A 12,898-nucleotide genomic window follows, 5' to 3' on the forward strand; every position below is an offset into this window, starting at 1 on the left:
CGGTCAGCCCGCCGTGGGCCACAGCGCCACGGTCTGGCGGGCGCCATGGGTTAACAGCGTCTGATAGGCCTGTAGCACCCGCTCGATAAACCGCGGACTGGCGGGCAGGTCATCGCCGAACACCGCCTGCAGGGAGAGCAGGGCGTGCACCCGTTCCTCACCCTGTGCGCTTTGCGCTACCCGTTGCTGCAACTGATCCAGCAACGGATCGCTGACCTCGATGGCCTGTCCCTGCTCGTCGACGCCGCCGACAAAACGCATCCAGCCGGCAACGCCCAGCGCCAGGTAATCAAAGCTGTCGCCACGGTTTAAATGCCAGCGGATCGCGTCCAGCCAGCGCTGCGGCAGTTTTTGCGTGCCGTCCATGGCAATTTGCCAGGTGCGGTGTTTGAGTGCGGTATTACGGTAGCGCGCTATCAGTGAATCGGCGTAGGCCGCCAGGTCGACATCCAGGGTGCGCAGCGTAGGCGCCTGTTCCGCAATCATCAACTGCCGCGCCGCCGCCACGAAATGCGGGTCCTGCATGCAGTCGCTGATATGCTGGTAGCCGGCCAGATAACCCAGGTAGGCCAGGAAGGAGTGGCTGCCGTTAAGCATGCGCAGCTTCATTTCCTCATAGGGCAGAACATCCTTGACCAGCTCGGCGCCGACCTTTTCCCAGGCGGGACGGCCCTGGACAAAATTGTCCTCGACAACCCACTGGCAAAACGGCTCGCAGGCCACGCCGGCCGGGTCGTTCACTCCCAGCAGCGTCTGGATTTTCGCCAGGGTTTCAAGGGTTACCGCCGGCACGATGCGATCCACCATGGTGGACGGGAAGGAGGAATTGCCTTCAATCCATGCGGCAAGGCCGGCGTCCTGCAGCGCGGCGAGCTCAAGCACCACATTGCGCGTAACGTGGCCGTTTTCCGGCATGTTGTCGCACGACATCACGCTAAACGCCGGCAGGCCACGCTCCCGACGCAGCTTAAGCGCGGCGACGATAACGCCGGCCACCGACTGCGGTTCATCGGGATGGGCCAGGTCATGCTGGATAAGCGGGTGCTGCTGGTTGAGCTTGCCGCTGGCGGGGTGGTGGCAGTAGCCTTTTTCGGTGACGGTGATCGAGACGATGGCGATGTCCGGCTGCGCCATGGCGTCAAGTATGGCGCCGATGCCGTCGACGCTTTGGTGCATGGCGCGTTTTACCGTGCCGACCACCCGGCAGCTCCAGCCCGCATCGGCCATTTCCGAGACCGAATACAGCAGGTCCTGATGCTGGATATCGGCGATTTGCTTCTCGCCGCCAATCAGGTTGACCTCGCAATAGCCCCAGTCGCTGCCGTGCTCGGCCGCCAGCCGGTCGGCATAGACTCCCTGATGCGCGCGATGGAACGCGCCGAATCCAAGATGGACGATACGCGTCTTGATGCGGGCGCGATCGTAGGTCGGCGTAATGACGCCCTCGGCCAGGGGACTTGTTGCTGATAATGTCGTCATAATCATAGGCTCGATAAAAGAATGATAAGGGTTTCAGGCTGGTTGCCGGCTATATCAATTAAAATTTCAGGATAACCTTGCAGCAATGGCGCTGATCTTTCTCAAAAAGCGTCAATGCGGCCTCCACATCGGCCGCATCCATATAATGGGTAATCAATTTGGCCACATCGATCTTGCCCTGCACCATCCACTCGATAACCTGTGGGAAACGATGGCTGTTCAGGCGCGAGGTGAATATGGAAATTTCCTTACTGGTGATGCTTTGCTGCGTCACGCTGCTCGCCTCGCCGGAAAAGCCCAGCAGGCCGATGCGCGCCGCCGGCGAAGCAAGGTTTACCGCCTCCTGCAAAATAGCGGGATGGCAGGCGGCGTCCACCACAATCGTTGGGCGGACATCCTGCTTTGCCAGTTCGTCCTGTAATGACAGGTCGGCATTATTAATCACCTGGTCGGCGCCGCAGTCAAGCGCCATCGCAAGTCTTTCCTCAATGCGGTCGACCACGATTACCCGGCTAACACCATACACTCCTTTTAGCACCTGTACAGCGGTAAGGCCCATCGGACCGGCGCCGTACACCAGCGCCACGTCGCGCGGGGCGGGTTGCAAAAAGGCGGTAATGTTGGCGGCAATGGTAAACGGCTCCACCATGCTGGCCACCCGGTCCGGAATTTCCGCCGGAATAACATAAGCGTTTTTGGCCGGCGCGCAGGCGTAATCGCTGAAGCCGCCGTCGCGGTGCACGCCGATAACCGACAGCGCGGTACAGACATTGGGCCGCCCGACCGAGCAGGGATAACAATGGCCGCAGCTGACCACCGGGTCGACCGCCACCCGTTGGCCAATACGGTCCGGGCTTACGCCCGCGCCCACCGCGTCGATTTCGCCAAAAAACTCATGGCCGATAACGCGGGGATATTTGGCGAAAGGGTTGTGCCCATGGTAGATATGCACATCGGAGCCGCAGATGCCGGCGTATTTTACCCGCACGCGCACTTCGCCGTCGGCGGGCTGCGGGATCTCGCGCCGCTGGATCGCCAGTTTACCCGGTTGTTCGATAACTACACTGTTCATGGCCGCTTCTCCCGTTACCAGTTCCATAATGTGCCGTCTTCCAGACGCGCCACCGGTAAATGAGCCGGTTCATAGGGGTATTTTGCCGCCAGTTTTTCATCAAACTCGATACCCAGGCCCGGCTTGTCGCCCGGATGCATATAGCCGTCGTCAAACGTCCAGTTATGCGGGAACACTTCCAGCATCTGTTCGCTGTAGCCCATATATTCCTGCACGCCGAAGTTGGGCACCCACAGGTCGAAATGCAGCGCCGCCGCCATGCAAACCGGCGACAGATCGGACGGACCGTGCGAGCCGGTACGCACCTGGTAAAGCGAGGCGAAATCCGCAATCCGGCGCATGCCGGTAATGCCGCCCGCATGGGTAATGGTGGTGCGGATATAATCGATCAGCTGCTCTTCGATAAGCTGTTTACAATCCCAGATACTATTGAACACTTCGCCCACCGCAATCGGCGTCACGGTATGCTGGCGGATCAGGCGGAAGCTGGACTGGTTTTCAGCCGGCGTCGGATCTTCCATCCAGAACAGGCGGTAAGGTTCGACGCTTTTACCGAAGCGGGCGGCCTCGATGGGCGTCAGCCGATGATGCATATCGTGCAGCAGATGTTCGTTAAAACCGAATTTTTCGCGCACGGCGGCGAAGAGTTGCGGGGTAAAATCGAGGTATTTTTCCGTCGACCACAACTGCTCTTCCGGCCAGCTGCCCTTGGTGGCCGGCTCATAGGCCAGGCCTTTGCCCTTGGCCATGCCGTAGGTGGTTTTCATGCCGGGCACGCCGCACTGCACGCGAATGGCCTTAAAGCCCATTTCCTGATGTTTGGCGTAATCGTCCAGCACTTCGTCTATGGTATGGCCGGTGGTATGGCAGTACACCATCACGCCGGTGCGCGACGCGCCGCCCAACAGCTGGTACAGCGGCATATTGGCGGCCTTGGCCTTGATATCCCACAGCGCCATATCCACGGCGGAAATGGCGGACATGGTCACCGGACCGCGCCGCCAGTAGGCGCCTTTATAAAAGAACTGCCAGATATCCTCGATTTGATGGGCGTCCCGGCCGATAAGCTGTGGACAGACATGATCCTTCAAATAGGAGGCAACCGGCAGTTCGCGGCCGTTAAGCGTCGCGTCGCCAAGCCCCGTGAGGCCGTCGTCGGTGGTGATTTTCAACGTCACAAAATTTCTGCCGGGGCAGGTGACAAAGACTTCCGCTTTTACAATTTTCATCAATATGACCCTTAGCAACACACAAGGTTAATCTATAATCAATGCATACTACCATACAAGTTGTGGTAGTGCTTTTTTGCAACATTGATCACATTTTTACGTTAATTCCGCAATTTCACACCATCGGCCCTGCCCATCAACACCGCGCTTTAACCGCGCCCTGTTAAAGGGCGCCTCACGCTCAGTGTTTGGTCCAGTCCTGGTATTCTTTTTTCAGCCGCAGCGGCGCCGTTTCCGGCATCATCGCCAGGCCGATCACCGAGACCACCCCCAGCACCGTCACATATATCGCCAGGCCATAATAATGACCGCCGGTGGCCTGCAGAATTTTAACCGCCACCAGGCCAAGCACGCCGCTGCCAATCAACGAGCCGATTTGCCAGATAAGCGCGATGCCGCTGCAGCGGATATGGGTCGGGAACAGCTCGGGGAAAAACGATGCCTGCGGCGCGTAGCACATGCTATGTCCAACGGTCAGCACCAGGATCATCACCAATTGGGTCAGCCAGAAGCTGTCCTGGTTAATGGCCAGGAAAAACGGCACGATCATGATAACCTGCAGCAGCGCGCCCGCCATATAGACGGGTTTGCGCCCCAGGCGGTCGGACAGATGCCCCATCAACGGAATGGCGAGGACCTCCAGCGCCACGGCGACAATCATGGTTTCCATCAGCAGATTGGTATTGAGATTATTGGCCTTGACGTAGGCCAGCACAATCACGGTAAACATGGCGAACACGCAGGCTTCAATCAGTTTGGCGCACACTCCCTTGACGACGATGCCGGGGAAATCGCGGATAACCTCCATCACCGGCCGTGATTCCCGGGCTTTGGTGGCGCGGATTTTGGCGAAGACCGGCGACTCGTCGATGCGCAGGCGGATAAACAGTCCCACCACCACCAGCAGCAGGCTGAGCAGGAAAGGAATGCGCCAGCCGAAGCTCATCATCTGGTCGGGGGACAAGGTGGCGTTCAGCGCGGCAAACAGCGCCAGCGGCAATAAAAAGCCCACCGGCGCGCCGATTTGCACCCAGCTGGCAAAATAGCCGCGCCGGGCGGGCTGGGAGTACTCGGCGGTCATCAGCACAGCTCCCGCCTGTTCTCCGCCTACGCCGAAACCTTGCAAAATCCGGATTAAAATCAGCAATACCGGCGCCCAGAAGCCGATTTTTTCATAGGTGGGCAGCAGCCCGATGCAAAACGTACCGAGGCCGACGATAAGAATGGTGATGACCAGCGCTTTTTTACGGCCCACTTTATCGCCGATATGGCCAAAAACGATGCCGCCGATGGGACGGGCCAAAAAGCCCACCGCATAGGTGGCGAAAGCCGCCAGGGTACTGATCAGCGGGTCGGTGCTGGGGAAAAACAAATGACCGAAAAATAATACCGCGGCGGTGCCGTAGGCAAAAAAATCGTAATATTCCGCCGCCGTGCCGATTGCCGACGCGCTGGCAACGCGGCGTATCAGCGATTGGGCGTCTTTATCGCCAAGCATTTCTGTCTGGGTCGCCATATTTCCACCTTTCAATATCGGGATGTCATGCCGGATGGCACCATGCTGGAGGGGCAGCGAAAGGAAACATAAATCTGAACCTACTACCATACAAGTAATGAATGCAAAATTTCAGGTATCGATCACGTTTTAAGGGGAAACCGCTTTCAGCGCGCGGGTCAGCGCAAGCTCCGCGACGCGCCGGCTCAGGTGACCAGGGTATCGACGCGGCCACGCGCCGTCATGGCGCTGCCCATGCCCGCGGTGATGGAAAAGACGACGGCGATGATCTGCGTCGGGGTCAGGGTTTCCGACAGCATAAAAAAGGCCACCAGCGCCGCGACGGCCGGCTCCATGCTGACCATGATGCCGAAGGCCTTGTGCGGCAGCCGTTTCAAGGCGGCCATCTCAAGCGTCATCGGCAGCGAACTGGATAACAGGGCAATAAGCAGTCCCATGGCCAGCAGGTAGGGGTGGGCAAGGATCGCGCCGGCGTCCATCATACCCACCGGCAGGGTGACCATCGAGGCAAAGACCAGGCCGACGGCCACGGTTTGACCCGAGTGCAGATGGCTGATGGTTTTGCCGAAGACAATGTACAGCGCCCAGCAGAACGCGGCGGCCAGCGCAAACAGCACGCCGGTCAGCGGCAGCCCGCTGTCGTTGCCTCGCAGCGGCAACAGCAGCAACACGCCGGCGACGGCCAGGGCAATCCAGATAAAGTCACTGATTTTGCGGGAATAGAGTACGGTCACGGTCAGCGGCCCGACAAATTCTATCGCCACCGCCAGGCCGAACGGGATACTGTCCAGCGCCAGGTAAAAGCACAGGTTCATCATGCCAAGCGTCAGGCCGTACAGGGCGATAAAGTGGTATTCGCGCCGGGTGATTGACGCCCGCCAGGGACGCCACAGCAGCAATAACACAATGGCCGAAAAGCCGGTTCTGAGGGCGGTGGTGCCGGTGGCGCCTATCAGGGGAAACAGCAGTTCCTTGGCAAGCGAGGAACCGACGCTTAGCGACAGTATGGAACCCAATACCAGCAGAAAGGGAATAAGCCTGGCGGCGGTGGACGATGGCATAAGACTTTCCCTTTTATTAGAAGATTCAATCCGGAGGTGTACGCCGGTAAGCCTGCGGTCGGCGCCGGTTCAAAGATCGTCCAGCGGCACCTGCTTAAGGAGTTCCACCCGTATCAGCAGCGCATACAAGGGCTGCAACCGGGCAAAATCCCGCTGCAGGCGGGTAACCAACTCGGGTGAAAACAGGGATTCCATGTGGTGGTCCGTCGTCATGACGGCAAAGGACTTGCGATTGTACCAGTTCGCCAGCGCCGGATCCTGGCCTTTGATCAGCGGCCGTTTATAGCTTTCACCGGCCAGTTCGAACGGCGCGCGCGCGCAGGCGGCGGCGCGCGCGAACTCTTCCGGCTGGCGCAGCATCAGGTGGCGAAAACGGTCCATGGTGGCTTTGCTGGCGGAGTAATAGCCCAGGCCATAATGAAAAAAGTCGGGGGTGATTTCGAAAAAAAACACCGGCGCGTCGGTCCATTCCTTTGAGTGGCGTTTAAAGGTGAGCCACATGCGATTGCGAAACAGCGATTTATCGCGGGAAAAGCGGGTGTCGCGGTACATGCGCGAGAGCGTCTTGCCCACCGCCGGACGCGTTTCCACCTGGTCGTCAATGGCCAGCATTGCCGGGGCCAGGTCTTCGACCAGGGCGCGAAAAGGCGCCAGCAGATGCTGCTGGTAAACCCCGCGATGGGACTCGAACCACTCTTTATTGTTTTCCTTGACCACCTGTTGCAAAAAGTTCAGCCCGGTGGGTGTAAAACCCTGGAAAGACGACGACGGCACAGTAGATATCCCAATAGTATATGGACGGTTTTTCCGTGGTTAGCCCAGACATTGTGGCGAGTCGGTGGTGGTCTTTCAACCTGATTTTCCGGCGGGTGGTAATAAAAGCAATAACGCCATTTCCTGAATCGGTATTAAAAAAGCGTCCGGCGCTAAAAGCCGTGTCAAACATTGTTACAATAAAACATACATTATCGCTGACTACGGCGGGAATCCAGCGACGGGCGGGAAAACAGTTGATGTAGATCAACACAACCGCTGAGCCGTTTATTTCTCTTTTTAATTAAATTAAGACTGCATTACTATGGTGGCCAAGGCACCGGCTGGCAAAGGAATGGCGCGGCCCCGGCGGCATCCAGGCAATAAATTAATAAGCTGGAATGACTCCCTTTACCTATTTATTTTCTACCCTTTCAGTTGACCATTTTGGGTCAGGCAATCTTTTGTTCAAATAAGAATTATTAACAATGAAATCATTTTTCAATTTGATTTCAACCTCGCCTAATTAACTCAACTATAGGAAGAGTCCTGGTGAAGATAAAAACGTCTTATGGCCTGAGCTGGCTACCACTAGTGGTGATTGTCGCCATCGCGCTGGCGCTGTGGCCGCTTACGCCGCCCGTCGGCCTCAGCGCGGCCGCCTGGCATTCCGCGGTAATTTTTGTTGCCACCATCGTCGCCATTGTCGCCAACGTCCTGCCCATCGGCGCCATCGGCATTATCAGCATCACTATTTTTGCCCTGACCTATGCGGCGGGGGATAAAAGCGCCAGCGGCGCCATAGTAACCGCCCTCAGCGAGCTGAACAGTTCGCTTATCTGGCTTATCGTTGTCGCGTTTATGATTGCGCGCGGCTTTATCAAAACCGGGTTGGGCCGGCGAATCGCCTTGATGCTGATTCGCCTGTTGGGCAAGCGCACCCTCGGCCTGGCCTACGGGCTGGCTTTCGCCGACCTGCTGCTGGCGCCGGCCATGCCCAGTAATACCGCGCGCTGCGGCGGGGTTATTTATCCCATCGCCGATTCACTGGCGCGCAGCTTTAATTCGCATCCGGAAGACGCTTCGCGCAGCAAGATCGGCACCTTTCTGATCGTGTGCATCGGCAACGTCAACGATATTACCTCCGCGCTGTTTATGACCGCGTATACCGGCAACCTGCTGGCGGTAAAACTGGCGGCCAATGCCGGAATCCATATCACCTGGTTCGGCTGGTTCATGGCCGCGCTGCTGCCCTGCGTGGTGTCGCTGCTTATCGTTCCGCCCTGCATCTACTACCTGGTGCGGCCGGAAATCAAAAAGACCCCGGACGCGCCGGTGTTCGCCGCCGCCGAGCTGGACAAAATGGGACCGCTGGGCAAAGGGGAGTGGTTAATGCTGGCCACGGTGCTGCTGCTGCTGGTGCTGTGGATTTTCGGTACCTGGTTGGGTATCGATCCGACCACCGCGTCCTTTGTCGGCCTGTCATTCTTACTGCTGACCGGGGTGCTGACCTGGGAAGAGATAAAAAGCGAAAAGGGGGCCTGGGACACGCTGGTATGGTTCGCCGCCCTACTGATGATGGCCAACCAGTTGAAAAACCTGGGATTCACCACCTGGTTCGGTGATTTAATCGGTGCCAATATCGGTCATCTGATGGCGGGAACCAGCTGGGTCTGGGTACTGCTGCTGCTCAATGCCGCTTACCTTTATACCCATTATTTCTTCGCCAGCGGCAATGCGCAGATTGCGGCGTTGTATGCAGTGTTCCTGGCGGTCGGCATGACGCTCGGCATTCCGGTGCTGCCCATGGCCTTTATGCTGGCGTTTACCAGCAGTTTGTATTGTTCCTTAACCCAATATACCCATGCGCGCGGGCCCATCCTGTTCGCCGCCGGCTATGTGCCCACCCGGGTTTGGTGGCGTACCGGCTTTGTCGTAAGCGTAATCAACCAGATTATCTTCATGGGCGTTGGCCTGACCTGGTGGCGGGTGCTGGGGCTATACTAAGCCTGCCGGCCCATCTGGTGTGCCCGTCCCGGCATTGTCATCGCGGGGCGGGCTGTCACCGGCAGGCGCCGCACCCAGGGACGGGTCGGGCGTCGACCTGAGCTTGGGGTATTTTTGCAGCCAGCGGCCGCTGGCCATACGCCAGTAAAAAAACGCGCCGCGCACGATCCAGTCCAGAAACATGCCCAGCCAGATGCCCACCACGCCGAAACCCAGTACGATGCCAAGGGCATACCCCGCCACGATACGGCAGCCCCACATGCCGAGCAGGGAAATCCACATGGTGAAACGCGCGTCGCGCGCGCCCTTCAGGCCGGCGGGCAAGACCCATGACGCGGCCCAGAACGGCATAAACGCGGCGTTAAGCCAGACCAGGATTTTCACCACGTGGATAACATCCTCCTCGCGGGTATAAAATGCGGCCAGCAGGCCGGCAAACGGCACCGACAAAAACGCGATAAGCGATAATCCCAGGGTGGACAGCCAGAAAATATGTTTTAGCTGGCGCTCCGCCTGGCCGCGTTGCCGTTTTCCCAAACGCGTGCCGACGATAATGGTGGAGGCGGAACCCAGCGCATTGCCGGGCAAATTTATCAGCGAAGCGATGGAGAAGGCGATGAAGTTGCCGGCAATCACATCGGTGCCCATGCCCGCCACAAACACCTGGGTCAGCAGCTTGCCGCCGTTGAACAGCACCGATTCAATACTGGCGGGAATGCCTATGCCCAGCACTTCTTTCAGGATGCTGGTATCCAGCCGGTAGAAATAGCTTTTCAGCGAAATTTTCAACGCCGGGTTAAAGCCCGTCATCAGCACGTAAATTACCCCCGCCGCGCCGATATAACGGGTAATGGTCAGCCCCAGGCCGGCGCCGATAAAACCCAGCCCCGGCCAGGATGACACGCCATAAATCAGCATCGTGCTGATGACAATGTTGAGGATATTCATCCCGCCGTTAATCAGCATCGGGATTTTGGTATTACCCGCGCCGCGCAGCGCGCCGCTGCCGATAAGCGCAATCGCCGCGGCCGGATAGCTCCAGGCGGTGATTTTCAGGTAGCTAAGCGCCAGGATTTTCACCTCCGGCGCGGCGCTGTCGGCAATCATATCGATAATATTACTGCCGTAAAATTCAATCCCCAGCGCCAGCAGCACGGCGACCACCGTCATCAGCGCCAAGGATTGCCTGGCCGCCGCGCGTGCCCGCTGGGGATTGAGTTTTCCCAGGCTGAATGCCACCACCACCGTGGTGCCGAGATCGACCGCGGCGAAAAAGGCAATGATTACCATATTAAAACTGTCGGCCAGCCCCACACCCGCCATGGCTTCCTTGCCAAGCCAACTGACCAGGAAGGTGCTCAGCACCCCCATCAGCAATACGCACATGTTTTCGAACAGAATAGGCACCGCGAGCGGGGTTATTTCACGCCAGAACAACACCCGATAGGAATGCCGTTTGGGATACCACGCCGTACGCTCGATGGCGTGCCGCAGGGTTACTGTGATGTTTTGCAAGATAGTTCCAGCTGTAGAAAAGGAGGGGCGCTTTAAATGATGATGGTAAAAGACCTGTGAATTTGCAAAGTCTTTTTAATCACCAGATGTGACGGGGCAGAGTGGGAAGGTCAAATAAGCGGCGCGCGCACCAGGGATTGCAACACGTTTAACGGCGCCAGCCCGGGATTGCGCATGGCGGCCACCGGCAGCAGAAAAGTCTGTTCAAGCAGGAATTGCCCGCCCATAGCCGCGTGGGGCGTTTGATCGGAAAAACAGATCCAGGTGCTGCCCGGCGGGAAATCCATCGTCCGCTGCGGCCCGTCGCGTTGATAGTCCGGATCGGACTTCATGGCGTCATGCAGCTGCAGCATTAGGTGATCGTAACGGCTGCGGCGGGTTTTGGTGATGCCGACGGCGTTTAGCCACCAGCTCGCCAGGGGATAATAGCGCTTGAACCTCGGCAGGAAACGCCGCGCCAACTGGGGAAACGGCTCGCCGACGCGCCAGGTGCGGCTTATGCCAAAGGGGTTGATATTGGTAAATATGCGCAGGATGCGCTCGCCGCGATTGGGCCGCGAGGGAAAGGCATCCACGTGCAGGCGGCTGTCGTCCTTGCGCCAGGAGGCCCTGGCGCGCCATTCGGCGATCTGATGCAGGCGCAGGGTGCCGGCCGGGCTGTGGCAGGCGGCCGGATAGGCGGGCAGCAGCGATGCCAGCAGGGCGAGGCATGACCGGTGATAGCGCTCAAGCAGCTGCCGCGCCGCCGGGCGCTGCTCCGGGACCGCCACGCCGTCCAGCCGGTCGCCGTCGGGGCGATAGCTGATATTTTTGCGGTTCGGCTCAAGCAGGGCGGGATCCAGCAATGCGCTTTCCTGCGCGGTCAGCAAAAAAGGCAACCGCGGTAAATACAGGATTTTACCCTGTTCCAGCGCGGCGATGGCGGCGGCCGTGTCTTGCTCGCCGGTGTTCTCGTTCCATTGCTGGTTTGGCAGCGTCATAACGGCAATATCAAGGGCCATCGGATTCGGCATGAAGTATCCTGGTAGCAATACGGGAATAAATACCGGCGCGCCGGTTATATTATCGACGGCCTCGGCTATTTAAAAATACCTGTATGAAAAATACTCTTATCGGGTGCGTTTTTACGGGCTCTGGAGCAAAAATCGGCCTTTTATTCAGCGAATAATTATAATGATAATTGCACCAAAAAAATAAACGGCTGCTAAACAAAGGTCAGGAAGTCTCATCATTGTTGCCTTTGTTATCACGCCCAGGGCGGGAAAGGACGCGGCAATGGGATGGAGGTAAAATATTGGCTATAGTACCTTTAATCATTATTTATCTATTAGCTGTCATCGTTATATAATTCCTTTTAACCAGATGTGCCAAGGTTCATTAAATCCATAACGGCCGCCAGCACGGCGCGCGGCGCTTCCTGGGGAATATTATGCCCGATGCCCGCTAATAAGCGCCGCTGGTAATAACCGGAAAACTTGCCGCGATCGGGATCGTCCGCCTCTGGGCCGGCCATGCCCGTTTCGAGCCCCGCGCCGACGCCGTCGTCCAGCCCGCACAGCGATATGGTGGGCACCGCGATAACCGGCCGGCGTTGCAGTCGATCCTCGATCGGCTCAAGCTTGGGATCCCCTTCGGCATAACCGTACCGGTGCCGGTAGGAATGGATAACCACGTCGACAAAATCCGGGTTATCAAAAGACGCGGCGGTTAACGCATAGCCGGCGTCGGTAAAATGCCAGCCGGGCGACCATAACCGCCACAGCAGGCGGCACAAGTCAGCGCGGTTAGCCGTCAGTCCCGCCCGGCCGCGCGGGGTATGGAAATAATACTGGTACCAATAGCGGTACTCCGTCTCGGGATCCTGTGGCGCGGCGGAGGCGGCGATATCCTGGATATTATATCCGCCCGCGGTTACCAGGCCGCTGACCCTGGCGGGCCAAAGCGCGGCGACAATACAGGCCGCGCGCCCGCCCCAGTCATAGCCGGCCAGGACGGCCCGCTCCAGGCATAACCCGTCCAGTAAATCCAGCAGGTCCTGGGCGAGCGCCGCCTGCTGGCCCGAGCGCCTGATGCCGTCGTCAATAAAACGGGTAGGGCCATAGCCGCGCAGGTAAGGGACAATCACCCGGCAGCCCCGCGCGGCAAGCGCCGGCGCCACGTCATCATATGCGCGCGGATCGTAGGGAAAGCCATGCAGCAAAATCACCGCCGCGCCGTCCCGCGGCCCCTGTTCCTCATAGGCCAGGTTGAGCATGGGCGTGCGCAC

At 58.4% G+C, this 12,898-nt stretch carries 10 protein-coding genes; 1 reads left to right on the forward strand and 9 read right to left on the reverse strand.

Going from position 1 to position 12,898, the window contains the following annotated elements; translation table 11 throughout:
* Nucleotides 1-3: 3 nt before the first annotated feature.
* The 6 genes from VGC33_RS22885 to VGC33_RS22910 all read right to left on the reverse strand — a co-directional run bounded on the left by VGC33_RS22885 (nt 4) and on the right by VGC33_RS22910 (nt 7,131).
* Nucleotides 4-1,479, reverse strand: a complete 1,476-nt coding sequence (locus VGC33_RS22885) for a mannitol dehydrogenase family protein (RefSeq protein WP_331123070.1) — start codon at nt 1,477-1,479, stop codon at nt 4-6.
* Nucleotides 1,480-1,537: 58 nt separating this feature from the next.
* Nucleotides 1,538-2,551 (reverse strand): Zn-dependent oxidoreductase, encoded by a 1,014-nt coding sequence (locus tag VGC33_RS22890; RefSeq protein ID WP_331123071.1) that lies wholly within the window; start codon nt 2,549-2,551, stop codon nt 1,538-1,540.
* A 14-nt stretch (nt 2,552-2,565) separates the two neighbouring features.
* Nucleotides 2,566-3,780, reverse strand: coding sequence for a D-mannonate dehydratase ManD (gene manD, locus VGC33_RS22895; RefSeq protein WP_331123072.1), 1,215 nt, complete (start codon nt 3,778-3,780; stop codon nt 2,566-2,568).
* A gap of 181 nt (nt 3,781-3,961) precedes the next feature.
* Nucleotides 3,962-5,296 carry an MFS transporter gene (locus VGC33_RS22900; RefSeq protein ID WP_331123073.1) on the reverse strand — a complete coding sequence of 445 codons (1,335 nt, stop codon included), beginning with the start codon at nt 5,294-5,296 and terminating at the stop codon, nt 3,962-3,964.
* 185 nt (nt 5,297-5,481) lie between these two features.
* Nucleotides 5,482-6,357 (reverse strand): EamA family transporter, encoded by an 876-nt coding sequence (locus VGC33_RS22905; RefSeq protein WP_331123074.1) that lies wholly within the window; start codon nt 6,355-6,357, stop codon nt 5,482-5,484.
* Between the two features lie 69 nt (nt 6,358-6,426).
* The gene (locus VGC33_RS22910) at nt 6,427-7,131 is read right to left on the reverse strand and encodes a DUF2461 domain-containing protein (RefSeq protein ID WP_331123075.1); all 705 of its coding nucleotides are present in this window, start codon (nt 7,129-7,131) and stop codon (nt 6,427-6,429) included.
* Nucleotides 7,132-7,662: 531 nt separating this feature from the next.
* Between VGC33_RS22910 and VGC33_RS22915 the strand changes: the two genes are divergently transcribed.
* A complete protein-coding gene (locus tag VGC33_RS22915; RefSeq protein ID WP_331123076.1) occupies nt 7,663-9,117 on the forward strand; it encodes a DASS family sodium-coupled anion symporter in 1,455 nt (484 codons plus the stop codon).
* Here VGC33_RS22915 and VGC33_RS22920 read toward each other — a convergent pair.
* From VGC33_RS22920 to VGC33_RS22930, 3 genes are all read right to left on the reverse strand, one after another.
* Complete coding sequence (locus tag VGC33_RS22920) at nt 9,109-10,632, reverse strand: EmmdR/YeeO family multidrug/toxin efflux MATE transporter (protein ID WP_331123077.1); 1,524 nt, start codon at nt 10,630-10,632, stop codon at nt 9,109-9,111. The two genes, VGC33_RS22915 and VGC33_RS22920, sit on opposite strands and share 9 nt — an antisense overlap.
* A 110-nt stretch (nt 10,633-10,742) precedes the next feature.
* Entirely contained in the window at nt 10,743-11,645 is a 903-nt protein-coding gene (gene kdoO / locus VGC33_RS22925; RefSeq protein WP_331123078.1) for a Kdo hydroxylase KdoO, read from the reverse strand.
* A 341-nt stretch (nt 11,646-11,986) separates the two neighbouring features.
* Nucleotides 11,987-12,898 (reverse strand): alpha/beta hydrolase (locus tag VGC33_RS22930; protein ID WP_331123079.1); only part of this gene is annotated, 912 nt, incomplete at its 5' end.

The sequence above is a fragment of the Acerihabitans sp. genome (assembly GCF_036398755.1).
Lineage (GTDB): Bacteria > Pseudomonadota > Gammaproteobacteria > Enterobacterales > Enterobacteriaceae > Acerihabitans.